This is a genomic window from Vibrio sp. 1F253 (assembly GCF_041439295.1).
Classification (GTDB): domain Bacteria; phylum Pseudomonadota; class Gammaproteobacteria; order Enterobacterales; family Vibrionaceae; genus Vibrio; species Vibrio tasmaniensis_A.
Genome location: NZ_JBGONU010000004.1, coordinates 36,338 through 61,390, shown reverse-complemented (window position 1 = coordinate 61,390; position 25,053 = coordinate 36,338). Strand labels below are relative to the sequence as shown.

The 25,053-nt window shown below is 43.9% G+C and carries 20 protein-coding genes; 10 read left to right on the top strand and 10 right to left on the bottom strand.

Features of this window, described 5'->3' with window-relative positions:
- Positions 1-298 precede the first annotated feature (298 nt).
- The 8 genes from ACED28_RS03350 to ACED28_RS03315 form a co-directional block, all read right to left on the bottom strand.
- Complete coding sequence (locus ACED28_RS03350) at positions 299-1,411, bottom strand: NADH:flavin oxidoreductase (protein ID WP_371709276.1); 1,113 nt, start codon at positions 1,409-1,411, stop codon at positions 299-301.
- A gap of 333 nt (positions 1,412-1,744) precedes the next feature.
- Positions 1,745-2,434, bottom strand: a complete 690-nt coding sequence (locus ACED28_RS03345; protein ID WP_371709275.1) for a hypothetical protein — start codon at positions 2,432-2,434, stop codon at positions 1,745-1,747.
- The gene (locus ACED28_RS03340) at positions 2,434-3,624 is read right to left on the bottom strand and encodes an OmpP1/FadL family transporter (RefSeq protein ID WP_371709274.1); all 1,191 of its coding nucleotides are present in this window, start codon (positions 3,622-3,624) and stop codon (positions 2,434-2,436) included. The genes ACED28_RS03345 and ACED28_RS03340 overlap by 1 nt, the downstream gene beginning before the upstream one ends.
- 93 nt (positions 3,625-3,717) lie before the next feature.
- Positions 3,718-4,530, bottom strand: a complete 813-nt coding sequence (locus ACED28_RS03335; RefSeq protein ID WP_371709273.1) for a crotonase/enoyl-CoA hydratase family protein — start codon at positions 4,528-4,530, stop codon at positions 3,718-3,720.
- 237 nt (positions 4,531-4,767) lie between these two features.
- Positions 4,768-6,762: a Fe(3+)-hydroxamate ABC transporter permease FhuB gene (gene fhuB / locus ACED28_RS03330; protein ID WP_371709272.1), complete on the bottom strand. Its 1,995-nt coding sequence runs from the start codon at positions 6,760-6,762 to the stop codon at positions 4,768-4,770.
- The gene (locus ACED28_RS03325) at positions 6,762-7,715 is read right to left on the bottom strand and encodes an iron-siderophore ABC transporter substrate-binding protein (RefSeq protein ID WP_371709271.1); all 954 of its coding nucleotides are present in this window, start codon (positions 7,713-7,715) and stop codon (positions 6,762-6,764) included. Before ACED28_RS03325 ends, fhuB begins: the two co-directional genes overlap by 1 nt.
- A gap of 90 nt (positions 7,716-7,805) precedes the next feature.
- Entirely contained in the window at positions 7,806-9,935 is a 2,130-nt protein-coding gene (locus ACED28_RS03320; protein WP_371709270.1) for a TonB-dependent siderophore receptor, read from the bottom strand.
- 261 nt (positions 9,936-10,196) lie between these two features.
- Positions 10,197-11,105, bottom strand: a complete 909-nt coding sequence (locus ACED28_RS03315; RefSeq protein ID WP_017103741.1) for an AraC family transcriptional regulator — start codon at positions 11,103-11,105, stop codon at positions 10,197-10,199.
- 219 nt (positions 11,106-11,324) lie between these two features.
- On the opposite strand from ACED28_RS03315, the gene ACED28_RS03310 reads away from it, so the two are divergent.
- Both ACED28_RS03310 and ACED28_RS03305 read left to right on the top strand, forming a co-directional pair.
- Positions 11,325-12,098 carry a siderophore ferric iron reductase gene (locus ACED28_RS03310; protein ID WP_371709269.1) on the top strand — a complete coding sequence of 258 codons (774 nt, stop codon included), beginning with the start codon at positions 11,325-11,327 and terminating at the stop codon, positions 12,096-12,098.
- Between the two features lie 61 nt (positions 12,099-12,159).
- Complete coding sequence (locus ACED28_RS03305) at positions 12,160-12,945, top strand: ABC transporter ATP-binding protein (RefSeq protein WP_017098449.1); 786 nt, start codon at positions 12,160-12,162, stop codon at positions 12,943-12,945.
- A 156-nt stretch (positions 12,946-13,101) separates the two neighbouring features.
- Here ACED28_RS03305 and ACED28_RS03300 read toward each other — a convergent pair whose 3' ends face one another.
- A complete protein-coding gene (locus ACED28_RS03300) occupies positions 13,102-14,295 on the bottom strand; it encodes a multidrug effflux MFS transporter (RefSeq protein WP_371709268.1) in 1,194 nt (397 codons plus the stop codon).
- Between the two features lie 297 nt (positions 14,296-14,592).
- On the opposite strand from ACED28_RS03300, the gene ACED28_RS03295 reads away from it, so the two are divergent.
- From ACED28_RS03295 to ACED28_RS03275, 5 genes are all read left to right on the top strand, one after another.
- A complete protein-coding gene (locus tag ACED28_RS03295; RefSeq protein WP_371709267.1) occupies positions 14,593-15,705 on the top strand; it encodes a PQQ-dependent sugar dehydrogenase in 1,113 nt (370 codons plus the stop codon).
- Between the two features lie 420 nt (positions 15,706-16,125).
- Positions 16,126-16,335 carry a cold-shock protein gene (locus tag ACED28_RS03290; RefSeq protein WP_004731543.1) on the top strand — a complete coding sequence of 70 codons (210 nt, stop codon included), beginning with the start codon at positions 16,126-16,128 and terminating at the stop codon, positions 16,333-16,335.
- Positions 16,336-16,449: 114 nt separating this feature from the next.
- Positions 16,450-16,989 carry a YaeQ family protein gene (locus tag ACED28_RS03285; protein WP_004731545.1) on the top strand — a complete coding sequence of 180 codons (540 nt, stop codon included), beginning with the start codon at positions 16,450-16,452 and terminating at the stop codon, positions 16,987-16,989.
- A complete protein-coding gene (locus ACED28_RS03280; RefSeq protein ID WP_371709266.1) occupies positions 16,982-17,563 on the top strand; it encodes a hypothetical protein in 582 nt (193 codons plus the stop codon). The genes ACED28_RS03285 and ACED28_RS03280 overlap by 8 nt, the downstream gene beginning before the upstream one ends.
- Before the next feature lie 676 nt (positions 17,564-18,239).
- Positions 18,240-19,712 (top strand): C69 family dipeptidase, encoded by a 1,473-nt coding sequence (locus tag ACED28_RS03275; RefSeq protein WP_371709265.1) that lies wholly within the window; start codon positions 18,240-18,242, stop codon positions 19,710-19,712.
- A 65-nt stretch (positions 19,713-19,777) separates the two neighbouring features.
- Here ACED28_RS03275 and folE read toward each other — a convergent pair whose 3' ends face one another.
- On the bottom strand, positions 19,778-20,431 hold the full coding sequence (folE, locus tag ACED28_RS03270) for a GTP cyclohydrolase I FolE (protein WP_004731548.1): 654 nt from the start codon (positions 20,429-20,431) through the stop codon (positions 19,778-19,780).
- Between the two features lie 216 nt (positions 20,432-20,647).
- On the opposite strand from folE, the gene moeA reads away from it, so the two are divergent.
- The 3 genes from moeA to ACED28_RS03255 all read left to right on the top strand — a co-directional run bounded on the left by moeA (position 20,648) and on the right by ACED28_RS03255 (position 25,044).
- Positions 20,648-21,883 (top strand): molybdopterin molybdotransferase MoeA, encoded by a 1,236-nt coding sequence (moeA, locus tag ACED28_RS03265; RefSeq protein WP_371709264.1) that lies wholly within the window; start codon positions 20,648-20,650, stop codon positions 21,881-21,883.
- A gap of 12 nt (positions 21,884-21,895) precedes the next feature.
- Positions 21,896-22,645, top strand: a complete 750-nt coding sequence (gene moeB / locus ACED28_RS03260) for a molybdopterin-synthase adenylyltransferase MoeB (RefSeq protein WP_102582322.1) — start codon at positions 21,896-21,898, stop codon at positions 22,643-22,645.
- Positions 22,646-22,908: 263 nt separating this feature from the next.
- Positions 22,909-25,044 (top strand): LruC domain-containing protein, encoded by a 2,136-nt coding sequence (locus tag ACED28_RS03255; protein ID WP_371709262.1) that lies wholly within the window; start codon positions 22,909-22,911, stop codon positions 25,042-25,044.
- The last annotated feature ends 9 nt before the right edge of the window (positions 25,045-25,053 follow it).

The following is a 25,053-nucleotide window of genomic DNA, read 5'->3' as shown; positions in this document are numbered from 1 at the left end:
GTGTAGTCACTGTTGAAATGATCGTAATGTCGCAGAAACTAAAGAGACGTCAGTGGATTCGAGGTTGCTTTAAGAGAGGAAGTAATTTCACAGTAGACTCGGTTTGTTAACGATAACTCGGTTAATAAATTTACGGGCGCATTGTACCGGTTTATGCGCACCAAATTGACAGAGGAATGTGATTAATAAAGTTTCAAATATCGATTTGTATAATATAAGTTTGAGTCTGTGATTAACACCGACTCAAACTTAGACTTGCTTATAAATTTAGGCTTACGCTTGGTTCTAGGCTCAACGACTACATACGAGCAAGCTGTGCTTTTCTGTCTTTATTGACGACACAGAAGTTGCCACGTTTAGTTCGGCATTTTGAACATCTTTCGCACTCAACAGGGCTTCTGTCCCCTTCTTTCCAACGCTTAACTAAATGGGGTTCAGAAAGCAGCGGTCTTGAAAGCGCGAAGTACTCAATGCCCGTGTTATTTGCGATGGCTTCAATGGCATCGAAATCCGTTAGGCCGCCAACCGTGATCACCGGAATATTAACGTCTTGGCTGATAGCATGACCATATTCGTGAAAATAACCTTCAGCTTGAATGATGAATCCATCGTGAGATTCGCCAATCATGGTGTCGGCTTTGCCATGGATGTTGCCTGACACCACGATGCCATCAACACCCACTTCTTCTAACTTTTTGCACACGAGACGTGTTTCATCGAAGGTAACACCACCGTCAAAAAATTCAGAGGCCGTGAGCTTAACTAAAATTGGGAAGTCGTCGCCCACCAGCTTACGTGTCGCAGTATAGATCTCTAACAGAAATCTCATGCGATTCTCTAGGCTACCGCCGTATTCATCTTCACGTTGGTTGTAATAAGGGCTTAAAAATTGGTTAATCAGGTAAGTGTGAGCAGCATGAATCTCAACACCATCAAAGCCTGACTTTTGAGCTCTCAAAGACGCTTGAGCAAAGGCATCAACAATGTAATCAATTTCGTCTTTGGTCATCGCTTTACCCAGTGTCTGAGTCCCTTTTTCAGGAACTTCACTCGGGGCAAAGATCACTCGTTCGCCAAGATCATGCGTGGTCTTTGTGCCACCGTATGCCAATTGCATGACGATTTTAGAGTCGTTGTCGTGCACCAATTGAGTGAGCTTTTTGTATTCCTCGATAAACGAGTCGTTATACATCCCCATCATGCCCGCATTCGGCTTTTCTTCTTCAACGATGTTCGCGTAACCCGTCACGATCAGGCCGACTTCACCTTGAGCCAACTCTTCATAGATAGCGTACAGTTTATCTGTCATATGCCCATCTTCGGTAGCCATATTTTCCCACGTTGCACTTCTCATAAAGCGGTTCTTTAGTGTCATCTTGCCAATGTGGGTTTCTGTAAACAAAGTGCTCAAGTCTTATCCTCATTAAATCTTTATTATGTTTGCCCATTTTAAAAGACAAAAGAGAACCACTTCTTATTCACAAAGTAACTATCTTTTGTCCATTACTGAATGGGCGTTGATTTATGCGGATAGTACAGAGAATAAGACGAGGAAAACTTAATCTAGATTAAGAGAGCAGTACTCTCACATTAGAAAGAGATAGAAAGCAGCAGAAAGAGATAAAAAAGATTGGGAAATAGAATAAAAGAAAGTCGCTCAGTTTTAATAAGCGACTTTGTTCAATTTAATCTGGACTAAGTGAATGGTTCTTACGAGAGACGTCCACCTGCGAATTGCTAACAGCTATTTGAACTCATAGGTGTAAGATGCGCCAACACTGTTGTTCTCTCCAAAATCATCCTCAGCAAAAATTGTGAAGAAATTGAATGATTGAGCATCACTCAATTTATAACTCGCACCAACGCCAATCCAATAGCCAGAGTAATCGTCAGAACCCATTGAACCACCACCAAAGCCCATGATAGACCATTCATCGGTTATCGTTTTTAAGCCAAACGCTCCGATATAGCCACCATGTGTCGAGCTCGGCATCAATACATAATCAGAACCCACATTCTCACCATCGAATACGGCTACTTCACCATCGTTGTAGCTGTAACCAGCCATTGGGAAGATTTGCCAACCGAACGGCTCAATATCGAAATAGCTCAGTGGTATAAATGTGCCAATACTGTAGTTGTTCTTATAAGCATCGTTATCATATTCAGAACGGCTAAAGTTGAAATTCACGATACCCATCGGCAACAGCCATGAACCGCCTAATCGCCACTCTTCTCCATCAGCGTTGACACGAGCGTTGATCATTCGCGCTTCATCCAGCCCAATAGAGCCCGAAAACTTAAGCTCTTCGTTATAAGCAACGCCAGCTTTGGTTACAATCTTAGTCGGATCATCAGGGTGCTTCTCTTCAGCAAAAGCCCCCATAGACCCGAACGTTGCAGCAGCAGCAAGTAATAAAGTACGTAATGCCATTAGAAGGTCGCACTAACGCCAACAAAGTGGATACGGCCATCGAAAGAACCATTGAGCAAGTTGCGCCCTGTAGGTCCATCACGATTCATCTCAACCGAACCTAAGTCCGCGTATTCGTAGAACACATCGATCAAGATATCATCCCAATACGTTGAAGCACCTACCGAGTAGCGATACTGTTCGCCTACAGGGAGATCAACCCACTGCATTGAAGGATCGTCTTGTGGAGAGGTTTCGTAAGAGAAGCCCGCCTTTAAACGCCAGTCAGAGTTCAGCTGGTAGTCAGCACCAACAGCAAATTTCCAAACATCATCCCAGTCACGTTGTAGAGTTTGACTAATTGGGAAGTCCCCATTTTCGTTGGTACCTAGATCCAAAACAGTATTGTCCCATTGGCTCCAACGATGAAACTGGATGCTTGCCAAGAAATCTAATTGAGAATTCAATGCATAGCTTGCACTGACATCAACGAGTTCAGGTACATCAATACCAGTATTCAATGAACGTTTACCGCCAGTAAAGACATTCACATCATTGTTAAATTCGTGCTCTAGTTTCGAGCGGTAACTCGCACCCAGTTTTAACTTCTCTGTTGGAGTGTACATAACACCAAGGTTATAACCATAAGCCCAGTCAGTATCTTGCTTGGCTATAAAAAGAGAAGATGACTGTTGTAATGCAGCCCAACTCAATTGAATACCTGCGCCAACAGACCATTGGTCATTCAGCTTATAACTCAGTGATGGATTCACTTGCATTGCGGTCAGAGTAATTTCTTCTAGAAGGGCAGCACCTGCCCAATCGCTACCGTAATCAAGGCTTGAGCCACCAACAGCGCCAAGTGCGATACCAAGGTGCAGTTGGTCTGTTACTTGATGCGCGTGGAAAGCACCAAATGAAGGCAACACTGAATGGCCTTTACCATCACCGCTAGAGTCTTGGTTGTCTTGATATTTCATCTCAAGGTCAAACGCCATGGTATTGATAGTCGTTTTGCTTTCGCCCATGTGAGACATGGTTGCTGGGTTGGTCCACATCGCAGCAGCTGAACGAGAGTAAACACCGTCACCTGCGCCAGTTGTACCGGCATTGGCGACGACAGCTTCTTGTAAAAATAGACCACTTGCGAAAGCATTTAAACTTGTAAAAATTGCGGTGGCAGCTAGCGAGTAAGTAAAAGTTTTGTTCATCAGATTGCTCATTTAGCCTTAGACATTAAATTGATCTAAGGTTACCGCAAAGCCCTATAAACAATGGGAATACCCGTTATTACTTTACAAGCGCTATTTGAACCTTCTAGCGACGTATGGACGCGGCTTGTCTGGATGAATTTCACGTTGAGCAGCAATTGCTCTGTTCTTACCTAACCCTACCTTTATTTGATACCAAGTCTCGTAAAATAAGGCGAACCCAGGACTGGACCACCAAGTCTTGTTGTAGAGTTTCTTATTAGCAGCGACAACATCTGGCGACCGATTCGCGCACTCAAGTGCCAACGCATAGGCTTCAGCGTAAGGGTCTTCAGCAATCTTGGTCACCAATCCATATTCTTTCGCGGTTTCACAGTCGATCACTTTGGCCGTCATCGCCATTTCTAGGGTGTGATCTTTACGCATCAGCTCTCTAAATGCGATAGCGCCTCCCATGTCAGGAATCAACCCCCACTTCGCTTCCAATATCGAGAAGTTCGCATCTGGGCTAGCGATTCTAAAATCGCCACCACTGGCTAATTGAAGCCCACCTCCCCAACAACGCCCGTGAATCGCAAAAATGACAGGGCAAGGGATCTCTCGCCAACCAATAGAAAAATACTGAGCCGCATTTGGCAACGTCGGCAACCATTTGAACAAAAGCTTCATCGCTCCAACTTTACTGTTCAATAACGATTTAACATCGAGCCCTGAACAAAAATCCGTACCATTACCTTTCACTATCACAGCGCGAATCTCGTTATTCTTTTTGAGTTCTCTGATCATATTATTGACGCCTTCAAACATCGCCATATCAATAGCGTTGAGCTTATCGGGTCTATTCAGCACAACGGTGGCAATTTGGTTTTCATCAATGGAACAAGTGATACGATCGAGGTTTGGCATGGTGGCTACCTTATGAGTGGTCAGACCTTTAGATTATACATTTTATTAACATATGCCAAACTTGCACATTAAGAAGCGAGACCTGTGTTGCTTAACACCTCCCCCTTACACAAACGACATCAATAAAAAAGCAGTGATGGTTCGCTCCATTCACTGCTTTTCATTCGTAGCTTTTATTGCCAATAGCTTTGAATACCAGTAGCTTTGATAATCAAGGGCTCTCTGTTTTGACAGAACCTATGTTCTTCGAGATTTCAGTAACAAGAAGATGAAATAACTGCCACCAATAATTGAAACTAACGTCCCTGCGGCAAGCTGCGCTGGGAACACCACCACTTGCCCTAACCAGTCTGCAAATAGCATCAATGCTGCACCAATCAAAAACGACAAGATGATCTGCTCTCGAACCAAACGAGCGCCCACCATTGCTGCGATATGCGGAGCTAACAAGCCGACAAACGCGACTGGTCCCATGGTGGTTGTCACGACCGAACATAAGATCGCAACAATACACAACAGTGCCACGTAGGCGATACTGATATTCAGCCCTCTGGCACTCGCGAACTGTCGGCCAGTCGCAATTAAGGTCACCCAACGGCTCAATAGCAAAGCAGCCCCGATAGAAGCCGTTATCACCATGGTCATAATCATTGCCGACTCAGGTTCAACACGATAGGTAGAGCCTGCCAACCAAGCCAATAAAGTGTATTTCCCCTCACCCACTCGCGTTAAAGAGAATTGCACCAAAGCTTCCAAAACTGCGGTTAATGAGATACCTGTGAGAATCAAGATCGAAGGTGCAAACTGATGCTTCTTGCCAAGGAATAGCAATAAACACAGTGCAATCGCGCTGCCTAAGAAAGCAATCCAAGGGCTCAATGAGTGAATCGAATAACCCATGAATAGGCTACTGAAAATCAACGCCAGAACAGCGCCCGCCGACACACCAAGAATGTCCGGGCTTGCAAGCGGATTGTAGACTAACCTTTGTAAAATCACGCCCGCCACCGCCAAACCGCCACCAGCGAATATCGCCGTTAATATTCTCGGCCAACGAATCGACCATTCAAATGCGTCTGGGATAACAAAATAGCCCATATCAGAAGAAGGCTGTGAGAGCGTACTCAACGCCAACAGCCCAAAAATCATTGTGCCCAACAAGAAGTAAGCCAAAGGTGAAATAAACTTTGGGCCTTTAGGCATCGAGAAAAACAGCTGATCTTGAGCCGATAATTGCTTTCTCGCAATTATGATCAACGCTGGAGCGCCAATCACCGCGGTTGCCGTCCCTGTTGGAATCATATCCAAAGACCATTGCGCCAAGAAGATTGCTAAGCTGTCGGTCACACAAAGCAACAGCGCACCCAACACGCAGCTTGCGATGAGTTCAGATTTCGCCTTTAAAAAGCCCAAATGTCTCGCGATGTTTGGAGCTATCAAACCAATAAAGCTGATCACACCCACTGAGGTAATCGACACCGACACCAACCAAACGCCAACCGCCATCAATACAAAGAATGTTGCGCCAATATTGAGCCCGCGCGCTGCTGCCCCTTCAGTCCCGATCGAAAGCAAAGTCAGGACTCTTGGCGCCAATAAGATGATGGCAAAGATCGGAAGTAGCTTAGGCATCAGCCAAATTACTTGTTCCCAACCGTTCTGTCCTAGATCACCCGCTCCCCATACAAACAAGTTCTGGGCGTACTGGTCATTGAGCAAAATAATCGCAGTCGCAAATGCGCCTAACAGTAAGTTAACTGCCATGCCCGACAAAACAATTGGCAAGCCGCTCATGTTTTTGATTCCGACAATCGAAACAATCAGCCCCATCGCCAGCAGTGCACCGATCAGAGCGAACCAAACTGAATACTGAGCGACCAACATCGGCGCAACCACATTCAGAATAACCAAACCAAGCCACGCCCCTGACGACGTACCTAAAGTAAGCGGCGACATCATTCGGTTCTGCGTCAGTTGTTGAAACAGGCTACCTATGGTGCCGAGTGTTCCACCAACCAAAATCGCCATGACCAAGCGAGGCAAGTTGACATAGATTAACGCCATCAACTCGAATGAATCATCAACCATTGAGTTGAATGTCACGCTGTCACTGATCAGTGAAACTTGCTGGAGCAGCTCACCGATAGGGCCAAATTCAGATTGCCCTAACCATAAATGAACAAGGGAAGCGAAAAACAGCGCTGCCCCCATCACCAAACCACTGGATTTCATTACTGCTCCGCTAACGTCAACAGCGATTGCGCCATAGCTTCTGCGTTATACAAAATCGACATTGCACCACCGTAACTCCAACTTGCCGCGACTGGGCTAAACTGACCGTTACGAACAAAAGGCATGCTCTTCCAAACCGGAGATCGGTCTAACTTTTCTTGATATGGAAAAGGTTCAAAGTAAAGCGCAATGCCCTTCTTTACGTTCTTAAGCTCTGTCATTCGTTTTTGACTGATGCCCCACTGACTCGCAGGAAGATCCATCGCATTTTCAAAACCTAACTGTTCAAGCGCATATTGCGGAATCGAGTTATCGCCGTAGATAAACACCGATGTGGTGCTCGCAAAACGGAAAGAGGTCACTTTCGGTTTGTCGCCCGGATACGCTTTATCCAGTTCAGCCTTAAGGACAGCGATACGCTCATCCATTGCGGCCAGCTTTTGGTTCGCTTGTTCTTCTTTACCAAGCAATTGACCTATCTTTTTGAAGTTCTCGATAGCAGCCGCTGCATTGCTGTGTTGTTCACTGTACGTTTGGTAGTAAAGCACGGGCGCAATTTCAGAGAGTCGATCCTGAAGATCTTTCTGCGGTGAAGCGATGAGAATCACATCAGGGTTTAGCTTCTTCAAAGCAGAAAAGTTGGGCTCAGTTCGAGTGCCAATGTCCGCCACGCCTTCAGGGATCGCAGGTTGAACAACCCAATCGGTATAACCTGCAATATCAGGGACCGCGACTGGCGTAACACCGAGTTCAATCACTTGTTCGGCTATGTCCCAGTTCAACGCAGCCACTCTAACAGGCTGAGCTTCAAGTGTTTTAACGCCCTCGCTGTCTTCAACTTGGTAATCGGCCATCGCATTAAACGATAAAGCGCTCGCTAATACGGATAACGCCAGCTTTATATGCAAGCTCTTTATTTTAGAAACATGGGAAGCGATTCGTTGTAAATTCATATTGTTGTCTACTCAATCTAAATTCTATATTTATTCAAACGACAAAAGCAGCCCAGTTAAGGCTGCTTTAAATTGATAACCCTAACTTAGTTAGAATTCGTAATTGACATTAAATTCTACAGTTTGCTCTTGACCGTACCAGCAATAGCTCTCATTCCAACAAGTGTAATACTCTTCATTGAATATGTTATTTGCAACGACATTAGCTGTTGCGTTCTTAAGCGAGCTGTTAACCTCTCCTAAGTCATAACCTAGAGACAAATCAACTAAAGTATATGATGGTACTTGGCCTTTATTTTTGTCTGACGTATCGTTTAGAACAGTTTCTCCCACATAACGCACGCCACCGCCGACTCTAAGGCCACTCATTGCACCACTGCGTACAAAGTAGTTAGCCCAAACATTTGCAGTATGATCTGGTACAAATACTGGTGTTTGTCCGATATTTGACGCATTTCTATCTTCCGTAATTTCCATATCGGTGTATGTGTAGTTCGCTAACACATCCAAGTTATCAGTGACTTGTGCTCGTCCTTCTAACTCAATACCTTGTGAGCGAATCTCACCAACTGAAGTCCATGGTGAAGCGCCATCAGGACGAACGCCCACATTTTTTTTATTCACTTGGAACAGAGCCATCGAGCCTGAAATCATATTCTCATATGAGTCATACTTAAGGCCCAACTCGACTTGTTCACCGGTTTCAGGATCTAAGTTATTACCGTTAGTATCTAACTTTACACTCGGTTCAAAACTGGTAGCAAAGTTAGCAAATGGAGATAAACCGTTATCAAATTTGTACAAAGCGCCTAAGCGGTATGAGAAGTTTGTATCATCAGTATCCGTTTTGCTTGGTGCACCACCCAATACTGATACTTTTGTCGTTGTTTCGACTTTGTCAAAACGACCACCAGCAATGAACACCCAATTATCAATCAACATCTGATCTTGGAAATAGAATCCAAGCTGACTCACTTCAATGTCGTTATTTTGATAATACGTTTTTGTAAAATCATTCGGATTCAGCTTATTGTTATTTGGATTGTAAAGGTTGATGCTATCAACACCTGCGAAAGCGTCGTAGGCTACATCACCCTCTGTGTTTCGATAATCCACACCAAAAAGTAAATAGTGATCCAATGAGCCAGTCGACACTAAGCCCGATAGTTGGTTATCAACACTAATACCCGTAGAACTTTCATCGGTGCTATATGCCGAACGAGCTAATGAGCCAGTTGAAGCATCAAAATTGCCACTGCTAGTACTTTCTTGATAAAAGTCAGTTTTCATATAACGGAAATTCTGAAGAAATGCCCAATTTGAGTTGAAATCATGGTTAAATTTATAACCAGTAATTAAGAAATCACGTTTGATGGTGTTGTAATTAACATCCCCGGCAAATGTCGAAGGTGAGACTTTTCCTGATTCAATCGCCGCCAATGGGAGTGTCACGTTCTGACCTAGTGCAGGGTCATTCTGATAATAAAGATTGAAGTTAATAAAGGTTTTATCAGACACATACCAATCGATTGATGGCGCAATCACATAGCGCTCTTCCTCAACACCGTCTACTTGCGTATCTTTCTTACGACCCAAAGCAACCAAGCGATAAGCAACGTTGTCACTCAAAGCACCCGTTGTATCAATTGACGCTTCAACTAAGTTATCTAAACCCGTTGCTAAGCCAATTTTTGTAGACTCTTCAAACTTAGGCGCTTTTGCGATGATATTAACCATGCCTCCTGGTGGCATTGATCCGTAAAGTACCGATGTTGGACCTTTAAATATTTCCAAACGCTCCATCGCAATAGGATCAATCTGAGGTTGTACGTTCCATCCAGGAAGGATTGGCAACATCATTCCGTCATAATAGTTATTCGTAGAGTCAAAACCGCGAATTTTAACCCAATCACTAAGAACCACTGCACCACCTTTATTCTCGGTTGATACACCTGGTGCATAACGAAGAGCTTGCATGACAGACTTAACACCACGTTGTTCCATCTGTTCGCTTTCGATAACGTTAAGTGTTTGCGGCGTTTCTTCTGGCGCTAAAACGGTTTTCGTTGCTGTATTACGGTAGGCTTTACCCATAACAGTAATAGTTTCTACATTCGAATCTGCGGAAGTAGCGGTATCTTTCGCGAATGCTTGCGCTGAAAACGCAGTCAGCAACGCGACTGCCAATGATGAATACTTAAAACGAGTGTGAGTGGTCATGATTCCCTCGGTACCAATGCTTAATTGTAAATAGTAATAAATCTCATTTGCATTGTATGTATCTAGAGAAGGGATAATTAACAATTTGGTGCAAATTCAAAAAGAACTTGGCCTATTTTGAGTAAAACTAGGTCAATTGCTGATTAAACACACAATTGATCTAGTAACATTTGACCTAGTAGCGTTTGACCTTGTAGCCTTTGACCTTGTAACACAAAGGCTTTTGAGAAGGGGGGAGAAAGTCGGAGAGCTGAAATATGACTACGATTTAATAATAGGAACCCAGTACTCCATTTCCGCATCAGAAGCATGAGCTTGATAGCCAAATGGGTACATCTCAAGTTCATAACCATCAACGCCACGATAACCTGAATTTGGAAGCCAATTAAGCACAAACCAACTTAGAGTATGGGGTAGATGCTCTATAGGACCACGGTGCTTTACTACAGCATAGGTTTGCTTAGGGATGGTCAGCACCTCTAACTTATCAGAGATAATACTAGGCAGTTGCGGGATAGAGATCTCGTCATGAAGCTCAACGCCCGCCCAATAGTAAATATTGGTTCCGTCAAAACAAGACTGAGTCAGGTCAACAACACCAATAAACTGGAGCATGTTGGCGTCAGGGATTTCAACCTCACCTTCTAAACGTGACCATAGCTGAGGGACTTTCTGTGCGAAGTCTTGCGTGAGTGAAAACAAGCCACTGATTTCTGATGTCATTCCTTTCACTAAGAAAGGCTCTCTTTCATCAATGCGCACTTCCACAAAACTTAACGCCCTATTTTCTGAATTACTCACCGTTTCTGATACTTGTATCGGCTTTTTTAGCCCTACTCTTTTGCCTGCTTTTCTATACTGACTTGGGCTTACCCCAAACATTTGCTTAAACGAACGGCTAAAGCTTATTTCTGAATTGAATCCGAGACCAAGCGCAATATCGATAACACGATCTTTTCCATCAAGCAGCTCTTCGGCAGCCTGACTTAACTTTAACTCTCTCACATAGTTCGCCACGGTAAGCCCGGTTTCGGCTTGAAACACTCTTTGCAGCTGCCAACGAGACCAACAGCTTTGCGTCGCTAAATCTTCTAGCGATAACGCAGAGCTAAGATTCGCATGGATATAAGCCAGAACGCGGCTGATACGGTCAAATGCAGGTGTGTTCATATTCAAGCTTTCATCTTCTCTATTTTTGACTAGGGCGTGTTGGGTTCAACAATACTTTTATCACTTAAAGTGGCTTTTATCACTGAAAAAAGGACAGCCCACCCAAACTTTATAAATCTCAAAAACGTAAAAAGCACCGAGTAGATGCTCCATTTTGTATGGTTATCCTCGACTATGTTCGTTATGATAACGCAACTGATTCTCATTTATTGATTTAAGATGCTTCCCCAACTGCACAATATTATCACTCGTCGGAAAGCCCCGTCTCTACATCAAAAAATCTTCGCTTACTCAAAACAAGTGAGCCCTTATTTAAGCGGAAGCTTTGGTGCACATAATAACAAGAGCATTGCGGTAACAAATGAGAATAGCCATAAAGAGCTCAAACGAGTTTACGATGGTCTTTCGCAAAGCCACCCAGAAGCAGGCAAAGCGTATTGGTTAACGCGAACCTGGGATCTCGTGTGTTGGCAGCCTATCTATGTGACTTTCATTTCTATCTATGGGCTTCATTCATTGCCCGACATCAAGAATATCGGTCAATTTAGATACAAAGAGTTCATTACTGGCTACCGCTTCTTTAATGGTGATCATCAACATGGTTCACCAGAAGAGCTGATTCCCGATGCTGGTGAAGCCATTCTTGCACTGACTGAGTTTTATCGAAGCCAGATCAGTGAATGGACACGTATTCGCCCAGGATTTACCAATCATTTATTGGCCGATCTATTGTTAGGCAGTTTGATAAAACTTCAGCAACACGAACCAAGCCTGACCAACGATTACATTATTGCGCAAGCTAAGCTTTGGTTAGAAGCATGCCAGTTGTCTGAAAATCATTTAGACAGCCTTAAAATGGATTCTAGTTCGGGGATGTTAAAACTGATCAGAATCAGCTGCTGCCTGGTTTATAAGTGCGATTCAAGAAAGTACTGTGATAATTGCCCTAGGCATCCAGACAACAAAAAATCGCTTAGTCACGCCATTTATTAAAGTTCAATACGACGAGCCTTCTCCCATTGAGCTTCGCTACTGATCTAATTACAGGACTGACATGTTTCAGCTTTCAAACATAAAAATTGTTCGTGATGAACGAACCATTCTCTCAATCGAAGACCTCACGATTTCGACCAATGAACTGACAGTCGTTCTTGGCCATAATGGTTCGGGTAAATCTACACTCGTTAATTTACTCTCAGGGCAGATGTCGCCGGATCACGGCAGCGTGGAACTAGACGGCGCTTCCCTCTCTTCATTCAAAAGCAAAGATTTAGCGAAAAAAATTGCTTATCTACCGCAAAAGCTCCCCGCTTCTGCAGGCTTAACCGTAGAAGAGTTGGTTCGTTTAGGTCGCTTCCCATGGAGAGGCGCGCTAGGCCGTTGGAATTCAGAAGATAAGTCGATTATCCAACAAGCGATGGAAAGAACCGGTGTCACTGAATTCTCGCAAGCCTTGGCGGATGATTTATCTGGAGGAGAGCGTCAACGCGCGTGGGTATCGATGTTGTTGGCTCAGCAATCACCAGTACTAATCCTTGATGAACCAACTTCGGCACTGGATGTGCATCATCAGTTTCAGCTTATGGGTTTACTGTCTGAACTCAACAAAACGGAAAATGTTGGGGTGATCGTCATTTTGCACGATTTGAACTTAGCACTGCGTTACGCGACACACATCGTTGCACTGAAAAAAGGTCAGATTGCTTTTGAAGGCAGTGCGGATAAGTTACTTGATGAACAAGCGCTGTCAGCTTTGTATGAGTCTCCGATTCGACTGATCGATCATCCAGTTCCAGCTAAGACAGCAGCAAGTGAGAAGGTTGCAGTCGTCTGTGAATAGTTCGGGCATTTCAGCTTAAGTCTAAGCTCTAAGCTCTAAGCTCTAAGCTCTAAGCTCTAAGCATAAAGAAGGCCATTGAAATCATAAACTTCAATGGCCTTTTCGTTTTTCACTCGCTAGCTAAATAATTAAATAACTAATTAACTAATTAACTAATTAGCTCAGCTGCGACTCTCTCGCTTCTTGACTACTGAAACCACGTAAAATATTAATCAGAGTAATAATAGTGAACAACATGATGACAAGCGATAAATGCCACGCTTCTCCTAGCCCTAGTTGAACTAGCCCCATACTCACCATTGAAGACACCACCATCTGCCCGCCGCCAGACATCGCAGCAGCAGCGCCAGCGTTCTTCTTATAAGGCAACATCACCAACGCCTGAGCACAAGGCAATGCAATACCATTGCCAAGAATCATCAAGAACTGGCCAAGCATGAGATACAAAGGCTCAAGTGGGCAAAAGAAAAGCCACAACGCCGCGAAGATATGCAATACAGGGGTACATAACAGAGTTTTCTTGTTGCCCAACATGGGGCGAATACGGTTACATAAACTTGTTCCACCCAGCATGCCTAAAGCAGGAATCACCGCCCACATCGCGTATTCATCAGACGTCATGCCAATCTGGTTTTGCATAATAAATGGCATCACTGATACGGTAGTGATCATCAAACTAAAGTTAAGCCAGCCAAGACTCGCAAAACTCATAAAATAGCGAGAAGTTAGCAACTCTTTGTATTGAGAAACCATTTTATTTGGCGAAGGAATAGCGGAGATCTGAGTGACGGTTTCCTTAAACTTGAACGCCAAAACCACCCAAGCTAATGAGACATAGCCAAGTAGCGAGATGAACACCATGCTCCAGCCAAAATGGAAGTTAATAAAGCCGCCGATTACGGGCGCAATCAAAGGTGTAATAGACGCGACCATCGCAATGTAGGACATAGCTAAAGGTAAATCTGCCCCACTGAATCTATCCCGCGTGGAAGCACGAGCAAGTACAGCGCAACAACCCGTTCCTAAGCCTTGCAGAAAACGTCCCATCACCATGCTAGTAAATGAATGGCTAAAGAAGATGATCATTAATAGCCCAAGCATCGCAATCAACAAACCACTTAACAGCACCTTCTTACGCCCTAGAGCATCGGAAATTGGACCATAGATAAACTGAGAAGGTCCAAAACCTAACAAATAGACACTCACCAGAAGCTGAGCTTGCTCTAGCGAAACATCAAAGTCTTTCGCGATCCAAGGTAATGATGGAAATACCAGCCCCATACTGAGTTGGCCGATGCTGATGACCAAACACGCAAGTAGGATCGATTTAAAGTCAAATCGACGACTCATGATGTAAAGTATCCAATATAACAGCTGTTTTGAGATCGGGTGGTTTGAGAATAGATAGCTTGGGTATCAACCTGACAACATACAGACAGAGAAAACAGCGAAGATGTTGCAAGGGTAGTATTCATTATGCTCCGAAGGAATCGAATAGAGAATGGCAGGCTAAACATACGTGAGCTTGCTTACTCATACAACACTGGTTGAACTAAATAAATGAATAGTCACTTTTCAGTAACCCAACCTTTGCACCTGTCGACCACAAGCTAAACTAATACCACGTCATGAAAACAAAGGACTCCCATGAAGAATCATCATCGTCTTATTTCCTGTGCTTTGGCACTCATCGCATCGAGTCCAATATCCTCTGCTTTTGCATGGCAAGTAGAGAAGATCACCGACGGACTCGTGATCCCTTGGGGGTTGGCTTATATCAACGATAACTCCATGCTAGTAACAGAAAAAGCTGGCGTCATTAAACAGGTTGATTTAAAGACGGGTGAGCAAAGCACGCTGTTCAGGCTGCCCAATGTTTGGGCGAAAGGCCAAGGTGGTCTGTTGGATATCGCGCTCTCCCCTTTTGAAAACGAAAAGTTCTACGTCACTTACAGTAAAGACGTCGATGGTGAAGGCGTAACGACACTGGCTTCTGCTAATTACAGCAATAATGAAGTTACCAATTGGACAGTCGTGTTTGTATCTAAATCCAGAACGGACACCGGACGTCACTTTGGTAGCCGTATCACCTTTGATGATAGCCACCTGTATTTTTCAATCGGCGACCGTGGTGATCGAGACAACGGCCAAGACACCATGACTCACGCCGGATCAATATTACGATTGAATGCTGATGGAAGCACACCAAGCGATAACCCATTCTCGGATAACAGCAAGGTGCTCAATGAGATTTGGAGCTATGGCCATCGTAATCCACAAGGCTTGTATTACGACTTCCCGACCCAGAAGCTGTGGTCGATTGAACATGGTCCGCGAGGCGGTGACGAAATCAACTTAATAAAAGCAGGTGCCAACTACGGGTGGCCTGTCACATCACACGGAAAAGAGTATTGGGGCCCAATAAGCGTAGGTGAATCTGAAACTAAGGATGGCATTGAAGCGCCTAAAAAAGTCTACGTTCCTTCAATCGCTCCGGGGAGCTTAATTGTTTACCAAGGGGATAAATACCCAGAGTTAAAAGGAAAGCTGCTGGCTGGCGCACTTAAGCTTACCCACATCAATATTGTGACAGTCAATGGACAAGGTGAAACAATTAAAGAGGAACGTATTTTAGAAGATTTAGGCGAGAGGATAAGAGACATTGAAACTTCACCAAGCGGCGACATCTTTTTCAGTACCGATAATGGCAACCTGTATCGCTTGAAAAGTAGTCAAAAGCTCGCTCCAATAGACACATGATGCTTACCGTGAGATTTATAAATATAAGCCGTTAAAACTGAGGCCAGGCACCAATTAGCGGCTTAATAATTTGGAAAATAAATGTGCCAAAACAGTGCAATTACTCCAAATTCGTCATCAATTTCGACCACCTTTTTCACAAAAACTACAACAAATCACCATACAACTGTAACTCCATGATATTTAAGGAATGCAAAGTTTGACTACCCCCAAGTTTCTGCAACCTTTCACTATGGATTCGATTGACTATCCCCTAATTTGATTTAGACTTCATCTCGGCTAGAAAGAAAGTTCTTTGTATATAAACATTTCGTTGGATTACTAGTAACCCCGTTGTGTTGTACGCAATAGCAATAAACTTTTCCGCGCTATCAGTGCCACAATTGGCTCAAAATAAAAATTTAATTTTAGGATATCATCATGTCTAACACAGTTACTGGTAAAGTAAAATGGTTCAACGAAACTAAAGGCTTCGGCTTCATCGAGCAAGAAAACGGCCCAGACGTATTTGCACACTTCTCTGCAATCACAGGCGATGGTTTCAAAACTCTTGCTGAAGGCCAACAAGTTGAGTTCACTGTATCTCAAGGTCAAAAAGGCCCACAAGCTGACAGCATCAAAGTACTTTAATTTAGTATTTTAAAGCTTTCTAAAAATAGCCAGCCTCTGCTGGCTATTTTTTACCCGCTATTCAGAGATTTAAGGTAACATCCCCCCACTATTTCTATCTAAGACACCCTATCAATGGCTCTCAAACCAACAATCTATAAGTTTCGTATTTCTTTAACCGATATGAATCGCGACTATTACGACTCTTTTAATCTAACGGTTGCACAACACCCTTCTGAAACAGAACAACGCATGATGGCTCGTATCATTGCTTTCTGTATCAATGCATCTCCTGAACTTGAGTTCACTAAAGGGTTGTCTAGCATTGAAGAACCGGATTTATGGCAGAAGTCGTTAGATGACCAAATCTTAGAATGGATTGATGTTGGCGAACCCGATCCAGAACGCGTTAAGAAGGCGACTCGCTTATCTAAGTCTGTGAGCGTGTTCAGCTTCAACACTAAGTCGAACGTTTGGTGGGAGCAGAACAAAGGTAAATTTGGTTACCTGAAAGCTCAGATCGTTCGTCTAGACAACGATGGTATTGAGCAGCTAGCAGCGATGACACAGCGTACTATGGACCTTTCAGTAATGCTGTCGGGTAACTCTGCGTTCGTAAACAGCGACACGCAATCTGCAGAAGTAACGTGGGAAGAGCTACAGAGTAATGACTGAGATCCAAACTCAGACTGAACCTCAGCGCCAAACTAAGCTCGAAGCGTGTTTGCAGCTCGCTGGTCTCGATTCAGTAAAAGCGCTGACGACTGGCTATGAAAAAGTGCTATCGTCATTTATTGATGAAAACCATGCTCTGTTTAAGCACGCTTGCGAGAACAAGCCGGACAACTCTGCACGTCAGACGTTGCTTGGCCTGTTAACCAAGGTACATATCGATGCAAGCTATCGCTTTGAAAGCAATAAAGAAGCGAATGAGGCAATGCAAAATGTATTCGATAATACAGTGGGTACTGAGCACAGCGACAAGTTTCAAAACTCTAACGCTCAGCAGTTACAGTTAATCACTCATTTGTGGTTGTTCATTCAAGGACGACTAGGAATGGATTACAGCCTTGCTAATGATCATGCTACTGTAACCGCTACTCTGTTGTCTCGCATATCGAGAAGCAGTGATGATGAGATTCGCGTAGAGTTTATGGCAAGTTTTTATGATGGTTTGAATATCTATCAAGCTGAGAACAAGCCGTCCGGTTTTGTTCACCACTTTAAGCGTTTGTTTAATCTTTCTTAAGCATTCCCACCAGCGACTGACTCTAGATACGCTCTATATTTTTATAGAGCGCACTTATTCTGCTTAGCCGCCAGAGATTCCCTATTACGCTCGTTCCTCACTTTAGGGAATGACGACAGCTCTTTCGAGTTAAAGCGTGACCATTTCCTAATCAACGTCATCAATCTTGCCCGTCATCCCCGAGAAGGAGGAACGACTGAGTTGGGGATCTCATACCAAGTCAGAAACTACACAGACAAACAGATTCCCTATTACACTCGTTCCTCGCTTTAGAGAATGACGACATTCTCAGTCATTGCAGTTTACTTCATTGCAAGCACAAAAAAGCCCCCACAAGATACCACGCTTCAGCACTGTTGTTTATCCGATTGCAACCCAAAAACCATACGTTAGAGACGAACAAAGTCTTGTTGTGATAATGATACTTCTCATAACACGACGAATTAAAGCTACGTATATGGCAAGGTTACTTTACAACTATAACTTATCAATTTATTCAAAAAGTGCATATTTTTCAGATAATTATTCTCAAATGGAAATATCAGTTATGTGACGAGCAGAAGCATTTTCTCTTGTGATGATCAGTACACTTAATTTTATAAAATGATAATAAAAAACCTGCAAATACAACTAACGTTAACTTTAAATTATCTTGTTTTATAAGCGGAGAATTAAAATGAAAATATGGTCTGTATCCTTTCTTGCAACTGCAGTAGCTGTCGCTCTAAGCAGTAATGCGATAGCTTGTACTGGGCTTATTGTTGGCAAAGAAGCGTCGAACGACGGTAGCATTATGATTGCTCGTAATGAAGATTTTAGCATTAACAACTGGAACAAATACCTAAAGTATCGACCTGCGCAAGATAACCAAGAAGGTGACTGGCAGTTAGGTAACGGGTTAATTGTTCCGATGCCAAAGCACTTCTTTGCTTACTCTGCGATACCAGACTGGGATGCGGATACCGTTAATCGCGACGGAAAATTCTATGAAGAACGTGGGATTAATGAACACAACGTTGCCATTTCAGCCACAACCAGCGCAGAAATAAACGACAAAGTCGCCAAGGTAGATCCTTTAATCGACAATGGCGTAATCGAAGCCATTATACCTACGTTAATCCTTCCTCAGGCAGAAAACGCAAAACAAGCCGTAGAGTTACTCGGTCATTACATCGAAACCTATGGTGCTGGTGAAGGAAACAGTCTCTATATTGCAGACACCAATGAGGCATGGTTATTTGAAATTGGTTCAGGTCACCATTGGATTGCTGTAAAAGTGCCAGATGACAGTTACGCCATGATTGCAAATGGCTTGCGTGTACATGATGTGAACTTGGCAAACAAAGAGGTACTGCATTCAAAAGACATATTCGAGTTCGTAGAACAACACAAACTGCTTGATAACGCAGATAAAAAATCTTTCAATTTTGCAAAAGCATTCGGAGTTATTGGTGATGAGTATAATATCGATCGTGAATGGTTAGGCCAAAAAATACTGACACCTTCGCTGCATCAACAAAGTCGAATGGCGCAATACCCTTTGTTTATGAAACCTGATACAAAAATCTCAGTTGAAAATGTGGCAGAGGTACTTAGCGCGACTTATAAAGACACGGTTTTGGAAGGAAAATCGAAACGACCAATTAGAGTTGAGCGTCAACTAGAGTCGCATATTATTCAGCTTCGCCCTGAGATGCCAGAAGAGCTTCAAGGTATTATTTGGCAAAGCTTCGGCGTGTTACCAGAATCTGTTTTAGTGCCGTTATACTCAACCCTACAAGATTACCCAAAAGCGTACCAAGTTGGCGATGATAACTACAGTGATGACTCTGCTTATTGGCAGTTCCGTAGTTTAACCGCCCTCGCTTCTACAAACCCAGATAAGTATTTACCAGTACTAAAAGCAACTTGGGACAAAGAAGAAACTCAACTATACAAGCAGGTCGCACACTTAGATAAAACGTTAACAGACATGTATAAAGTAGATAAACAAGCGGCTCTGAACATGGCTGCCGACTACTCATACGGACAGCTTAAGCGTACCTTAGATATGGCAACTGAGCTTAGATACAAAATGATTACAGATTTGACTAAAAGCACAGAGAAGAAATACTCAGAGGAAGAGTTTAAGAAAATAGTAAATCTGTAGGCTTATGAAGCAACCAATAAAAACGGAGCATAATGCTCCGTTTTTTGATTTTAATAGGTTTAGTTCTAACGCAGGCCGTGTAAGAACTCATGGCGCGTTGCTGGGTTTGATCTAAAAATACCGCCCAGTGCTGTTGTTGTCGTTTCGCTGGTTGCGTCCATTACACCACGAGATTTCACGCAATAATGAACCGCATCCATGGTGACAGCAACATCATCCGTTTCTAGCAGCGTTTGTAATGCTACAAGGATTTGCTGCGTCATACGTTCTTGAACTTGAGGACGTTGAGCAAAGAAACGAACGATTCGGTTGATCTTCGAAAGACCAATGATCTTACCTTGCGGAATGTAAGCCACTGCGGTTTTACCATCAATGGTTACTAAGTGATGCTCGCATGTGCTGGTTACGGTAATGTCTTTTACTCGTACCATCTCACGAACACCCATCTTGTTTTCGATCACGGTAATTTTAGGGAAATTGGCGTAATCCAAACCAGAGAAAATCTCATCCACATACATTTTCGCAATGCGTTGTGGTGTTTCTTCCAGACTGTCATCTGCAAGATCAAGTTCAAGGAGAGTTAGAATCTCACGCATATGGTGTTCGATTCGTTCCTTTTTCTCTTCTCGGCTAACCTGGTTAGGACGCATTGGTGTCTCTAATCCGCGGCTTGCTAGCGCATCTTTAACCAACTTCGCTGATTCGCTAAGACCTGACATTGAACTTCCTCTTTTAATACCCCTTCTGGATGGCAAACAAGGATACTCGGAATTTTGATTAAATACACCCATATTTTAAGGGAGGTCATTATTTACGGGGCTTAAACTATGCTAAAGTGGCTGCAATTTCGTTGGCGAACATCTGTGATTTGATAATTATGGAGCCACTATTACCAACCACTAAATCAAAATAATAACGACCAAAGGATTTCAATTATGGGCTGTTGCGACGCTCCGGGCTTAATGCCAATTGAAGAAGCACTAGATAAGCTGCTATCACCAATCAAACCAATCCAAACGACTTTATCTCTACCTCTTGCTGAAGCATTAGGTTATGTCCTTGCTGAAGATATTCTTTCCCCTATTTTCGTACCTCCTTTTGATAACTCAGCAATGGATGGCTATGCACTGCGCTTAGCAGACCTAGAGAACGGTAAAGTACTACCATTAGCAGGCAAATCTTTTGCAGGCCAACCGTTCGAAGGTGAATGGCCAAGCAACACCTGTATTCGCATTATGACTGGCGCAAAGATCCCTGAAGGTTGTGACGCCGTAATCATGCAAGAAAATACGGCCGAAACTGAGGCTGGTATTGAGATTCAACAAGACGACATCAAGCTGAACAATAACATTCGCCCTACTGGTGATGACATCAAACAAGGTGATATCGTTCTTAGCCGCGGTGAACGTTTAACACCTCGTGACATTCCAATGATTGCTTCGCTGGGTGTGAGCCACGTGACTGTGTTACAGAAGCCTAAAGTCGCATTCTTCTCTACCGGCGATGAGCTAAAGCCATTAGGTCAACCGCTTGAAGACGGTCAGATCTACGACAGCAACCGCTACGGCATTAAACCGCTGATTGAAGCGTTTGGTTGTGAAGCTATAGACCTAGGCATCATCCCAGATTGCCCAGCAACGCTTAAAGAGACCTTCGAGAAAGCACAGCAAATAGCAGACGTGGTTGTGACTTCTGGCGGCGTAAGCGTTGGCGAAGCAGATTACACCAAAGATATTTTGGAAGAACTCGGTCAAATCGGCTTCTGGAAGCTAGCTATCAAGCCCGGTAAGCCGTTCGCATTTGGTGAATTGGATAACGCATGGTTCTGTGGCTTACCGGGTAACCCAGTGTCGGCAATGATGACCATGTATGTTTTGGTTCAACCTATGCTTGCTAAATTGGCTGGTCACACAGCGTGGACAGCTCCGGAATCTATTCCTGCTATCACCAAGTCTGCATTCAAAAAAGGCCCAGGCCGTACTGATTACCAGCGTGGCATTTACTCGATTGAAAACGGTCAATTTGTGGTAGAAACAACGGGTAACCAAAGCTCTGGCGCTTTCCGCTCAATGAGTTTAGCAAACTGCTTTGTGGTACTAGAGCGCGAACGCGGCCGTGTTGAAGTCGGTGAAACGGTTCAGATCCAACTGTTTAACTCGACGCTTTACTAACGAGGCTTACTGATGGAAATACTGTCTGACGTAGAGATGCTTCGCTACAACCGTCAAATCATTCTTAAGCAGTTTGATTTTGAAGGCCAAGAAGCACTAAAGCAGAGCTCAATCTTAGTATTAGGGGCTGGAGGCTTAGGTTGTGCCTCCGCTCAATACCTTGCGACTGCGGGCATTGGTAAGCTAACACTGATCGATGATGATATTGTCGAGCTTTCTAACTTGCAACGACAAGTCCTTCACACCGATGCTGACATTGGTAAGAAGAAGGTCGATTCTGCCGCTGAGTCGCTGCAGGTATTGAACCCTCATCTGACAATTGAAACTGTCGACCACAGGCTTGATGACCAAGCACTTGGCAAGTTGATTGAAACTCACTCGCTTGTTCTCGACGCAAGTGACAACGTAGAAACACGTAATCAGTTGAACCGCTTGTGCTACGCATCGAAAACACCATTAGTTTCTGGTGCTGCTATTCGTATGGAAGGCCAGATCAGCGTATTCACTTATCAAGATACTGACGCACCGTGTTATCAGTGCTTAAGTGCTCTATTCGGCAACGCTGCACTAAGCTGTGTTGAAGCGGGTGTGATGGCACCGGTAGTTGGCATGGTGGGCGCAGCTCAAGCTTTGGAAGCGATCAAGGTTATTGCTCAGTTTGGACAACCAAAGCAAGGCAAACTTTTAATTCTCGATGCCATGTCTCACAGCTGGCGTGAAATGAATTTAATGAAGATGCCTAATTGCTCGGTGTGCGGGTAGACTAAGCATATCCCCCTCTAATCGACAACCTAAGCCTTGACTAAAAGTCAGGGCTTTTTTAGGTCTCAACATCAGCTTCTCAAATCGATTTATCAATTTATCAATTTGAAGTGATCTATAAAAGATTAGTTTCATTTGAACTCTCATTTTGAGAATATATTGCACATCTCAGCAATTTAGAATATAAACAATAAAAATCAACAACTTAAAAGTGGCGCGTAACTTGTAAAAGTATCTAGACCTTCTATGACAAGGATGTAGATATGAGAATTACAACGTTAAGTTTGCTATTAAGTGCGCCTTTGGTCGCCAACGCAGCGCCATTCGATACCTGTCCGAGCCAGGCTTACCTATTCCAATCGACACCCGTACAAGTTTGGGGCGTGAACCTAGTGACAGGCTCAACCACCCTGTTAGAAGACGATACGGGCATGAACGCCAATATCAATGGTGTTGGTTTCGACTTTCAAGACAGATATATTTATGGCTATGACACTACCAACAAACGCTTGGTGCGCCTTGGACAGGATTTCCAAGCAGAAGTGATCAATACCAGTGGATTACCAACCGATCACACTTTCTATGTCGGCGATGTCTATGACCATGTGTATTACCTTTACCGTACAGGAAAAGGCTTATTCACCGTTGATCTATCGCCGTTAGACGCCGACCCAAACGCAACTGTTACAGTTAACAAAATAGCTGGTAGCCCGGCAACCGTAAAACTGACTGATTTCGCTTTCCACCCAAGTGATGGTTCTTTATATGGTATCGATAATAACTCCGGAGGCTTATACAGCTTCAATCCTACAACCGGTGCCGAAACTTACATCGGTGATACTGGTGAGTTAGGTACATTCGGAGCGGGTTATTTTGATGTAAACGGCTATTACTACGTATCTCGAAATCAAGACGGGAAAATCTACCGTATCAATCTGTCTCCAGACAACGCTGCCAATATCGCGGCAGGTATTGTTCCAGCCGTTGAATTTGTTTCGAATGGCCCAGCTTCTGGTCAAAACGATGGTGCTCGTTGTGCTAATGCACCTGTTGTTGATGAAGACTCCAACATCGACTTCGGTGATGCTCCAGACAGCTACCTAACGTTACTGGCGAGCAATGGTCCACGACATGAGCTTGATGGCATCACTTGGTTGGGTACAACACCACCAGATGCTGACTTGGATGGTTACGTTACACCGCAATCTGATGAAAGTGTTGGCATTGATGATGAGTGGGCAAACGGTGGTATCGGTTTTGTTACTGCGCTTGAAGCCGGGCTTGATTCAAAAGTGGTGATTGAAGCTTCAACAACCGGTTACCTCTCAGCTTGGATCGACTGGAACCAAGATGGCAGCTTCGACGGCGCTAATGAGCAAGTATTTACCGATTACCAACTGGATGCGGGCGAGAATGACCTGTTCCTTAATGTCGATATCAACGCATTAACGGGAACAACTTGGGCTCGATTTAGATTTAGTCAACAAACCAACCTAAGCTACTTTGGCGGCTCTACCTCTGGTGAGGTGGTCGATATTCAAGTCGATGTTCTTAATAATGGCGCCACTGCTCGTTACTTCCCGAGTGCTTCTGGCTACGCAACGCTCGCGTACGAAGATAACTGGCCTTATAAAGCTGATTACGACATGAATGATGCTGTGATTATGTATCGCATCACAGAGATCTTAAAAGACGGAAAAGTGGTTAAATCCACCATCGATGGACGTCTTGCTGCAGTAGGTGCTTCGTACAGAAATGGTTTTGCGGTTCGACTTCCTAATCTAGACCCAAGCTTAGTGAGTAGCGGAAGCTCTTACATGAAGCACAATGGTGTGTTCACTGATTTAGACTTGGAGCAAGGACGTAGCGAGGCAATCTTTGTTATTGCTAACGACCTTACAGAGAAAATCAGTACTAGTTGTACCTTCTACCGCACCATCAGCTCTTGTAAAGAAGATGAGCAATTCGCTTTCCAAATCGGGATTACTTTAGCTGGCGATGGAGTGAGTACTGACAGTTGGACTGACATGCCTTACGACCCGTTCATCTTCGCAACGCCTGGGTATTATCATGGTGAAAACCTACCTCTACATCCAGGGCGCAGCTGGGAGGTGCATTTGCCAGACCAAGCTCCAACCGAGGCATTTGATACCGCTAATCTCTTTGAAACAGGACTAGGCGTTGATGACAGCAATCCATCAACAGGCAAATATTTCAAAACCGCAGACAACCACCCTTGGGCACTGCTGATTACTTCAGACACGGAATGGCAATGGCCACTGGAATATGTAGATATCGTCACCGCCTATCCAAACTTTGCGAACTTTGCTGAATCCGGTGGTACTCAATCCACCGATTGGTTCCAAACACCTGCCGCTGACCAATGTTACTTGCCTTAGGAGAATGAT